Genomic DNA, 2011 nt, shown 5'->3' on the forward strand with positions numbered 1-2011 from the left:
AGGCGTCTACGAAGGCCTATTACAAGCACGCCCCGAATCAGGGTCGCTACAGCTACAGCATTTACGCCGACTGCCTCAACATGGGGGACGGGGCTGGCTGTAACACTCCTCACCCCGGTTCCATGCTTGCCTATGGGGCTACGGACTTCCTGTGCGACCGCGAGGGGGTGTCATGCGAAAACCAGACCAACCTCGGTCATGTTACGGCCGAACTGGCGATGACGACCCTTGCACTCGAAGGCGGACTGCTCAAGTTCTTCGGAGGGGGCAAGGGAGGCGCTCCGAAAGCCGACCCCCCATGCCCCAACAGCTTCGTTGCCGGCACGGAAGTCCTTCTTGCCGACGGATCCAGTAAGCCGATCGAAGAGCTGGCGGAAGGTGACGAGGTTCTCGCGACGGACCCTGAGACCGGTGAGACCGCAAGGAAGATGGTCACGGCGACCATCTACACGGAGGATGACAAGACTTACGTCGACCTCACTGTCCAGACTCCAGACGGCGTCAAGAGCATCACCACGACGGGCCATCACCCGTTCTGGTCAGAGTCTGACCAGGCGTGGAAGGATGCCGCGGACCTGAAGCCGGCGGGAACCCTGCGTACCGACGATGGGTCGGCGGTTGTCATTGTCGCAACCCGCACCTATGAGAAATTCAGTACGACCTACAACCTCACAGTGGCTGACCTTCACACGTATTATGTAATGGCGGGTGACACCCCGGTTCTGGTCCACAACTGCGGCGGTACGGTACGCGGCCACACCGCAGCATGCCCGTGCGCTACGGGCGGCACTCCCGTCGGTCCGATCAATGCCCATCTGGCGGGCAAGACGCATCCGGTCACTGGTGTGCCGTTCGATCGCCACGGGTTTCCGGATTTCAGCAACTGGAGAGATCCCAATACTCCGGACGTCGTCATCACCTTGACTGGCGACAGGAAGAAGGATTTTGCCGCGGCAGACCAGGCGGCCGGCATCTCGGCGAAATACAGGAAGGGGCGGTGGACCTGGAATCATCACCAGAATTGCGGGGTAATGCAACTTGTCAGCATGTCGGTCCATAGTAAAACCGGTCATACTGGCGGATTCTCGATATGCTAGGAGAGGGGTCTGGGTGTGATTTTCGATCAAGAATGTGATTCTGAATACGTTGGTCCGCCGGTGGATTTGGCTATGATCCGGCAGGCCGAGGAGGCGCTGCAGGTTCGACTCCCGAAGAGCTATATCGATCTGCTCTTGGTGCAGAATGGCGGCGTATTGCAGAATCGTTGTTATCCCACCGACTTTCCCAATTCGTGGGCGCAAGATCATGTGTGCATTGATGTGATCTGGGGAATCGGGGGGGAGTGGGGTGTGGACATCATTTCTTCCAACATGATCACCGAATGGGGATATCCTGACGTGGGGGTCGTTTTGGGGTTGATGCCGTCAGGTGGACATGACACCGTGATGCTCGACTATTCGGATTGCGGTCCACTGGGTGAGCCTGCGGTGGCGTATGTGGACGAAAATAGAGTTCCGAGGCGTATCGCCGGGTCTTTCTCCGAGTTCTTGGGTGGCCTTGTGTCTTGTCGCGGGTACGGTGATGAAGAAGATTAAATGCTGATCTATTGATCCGGGTGCATCCAGATTTTCACAAACGCTCGGTGGGGTTTCCCGCCGAGCGTTTGTGTGGGCGGATCGGCTCAGGGCGCGGTCCGATCGGGTTAGGCGCTGAGCCGGACTCAGCGTGGAACGGGCGGCGCGGCGGTGGAGCTTGCCGTGCGAGTACGTCCACAGCTCAGCAGATAACAAGGGGCATCGTTGCACGAGTGTGGACACCCATTGCCCCCGTTTGCCTCGGTCGGCGTCCGCTCACTGCTTCGAGGGGCCGCATCACTCCTTGCCGCCCATGTGGAGCAGCGCACTGTTGCCGCGCGGGGCGTAGGGGACTGCTCTCTGAGGGTGAGTTGGCCAGGTGCCGCGTGGCAGAGAGATGAGAGTTCCCTTGTCCGGGAGTCTGCATTCGTCGAGTA

General features: G+C 59.4%; 2 protein-coding genes. Both read left to right on the forward strand.

Annotated features, from left to right (window positions below; translation table 11 throughout):
• The coding region (locus ACFWVD_RS28370) for a polymorphic toxin-type HINT domain-containing protein (protein WP_379247937.1) at positions 1-1097 on the forward strand (1097 nt) is incomplete at its 5' end.
• 15 nt (positions 1098-1112) lie between these two features.
• The gene (locus ACFWVD_RS28375) at positions 1113-1595 is read left to right on the forward strand and encodes an SMI1/KNR4 family protein (RefSeq protein WP_237291361.1); all 483 of its coding nucleotides are present in this window, start codon (positions 1113-1115) and stop codon (positions 1593-1595) included.
• The last annotated feature ends 416 nt before the right edge of the window (positions 1596-2011 follow it).

The organism is Nocardia sp. NPDC058666 (genome assembly GCF_042714895.1).
Taxonomy (GTDB): domain Bacteria; phylum Actinomycetota; class Actinomycetes; order Mycobacteriales; family Mycobacteriaceae; genus Nocardia.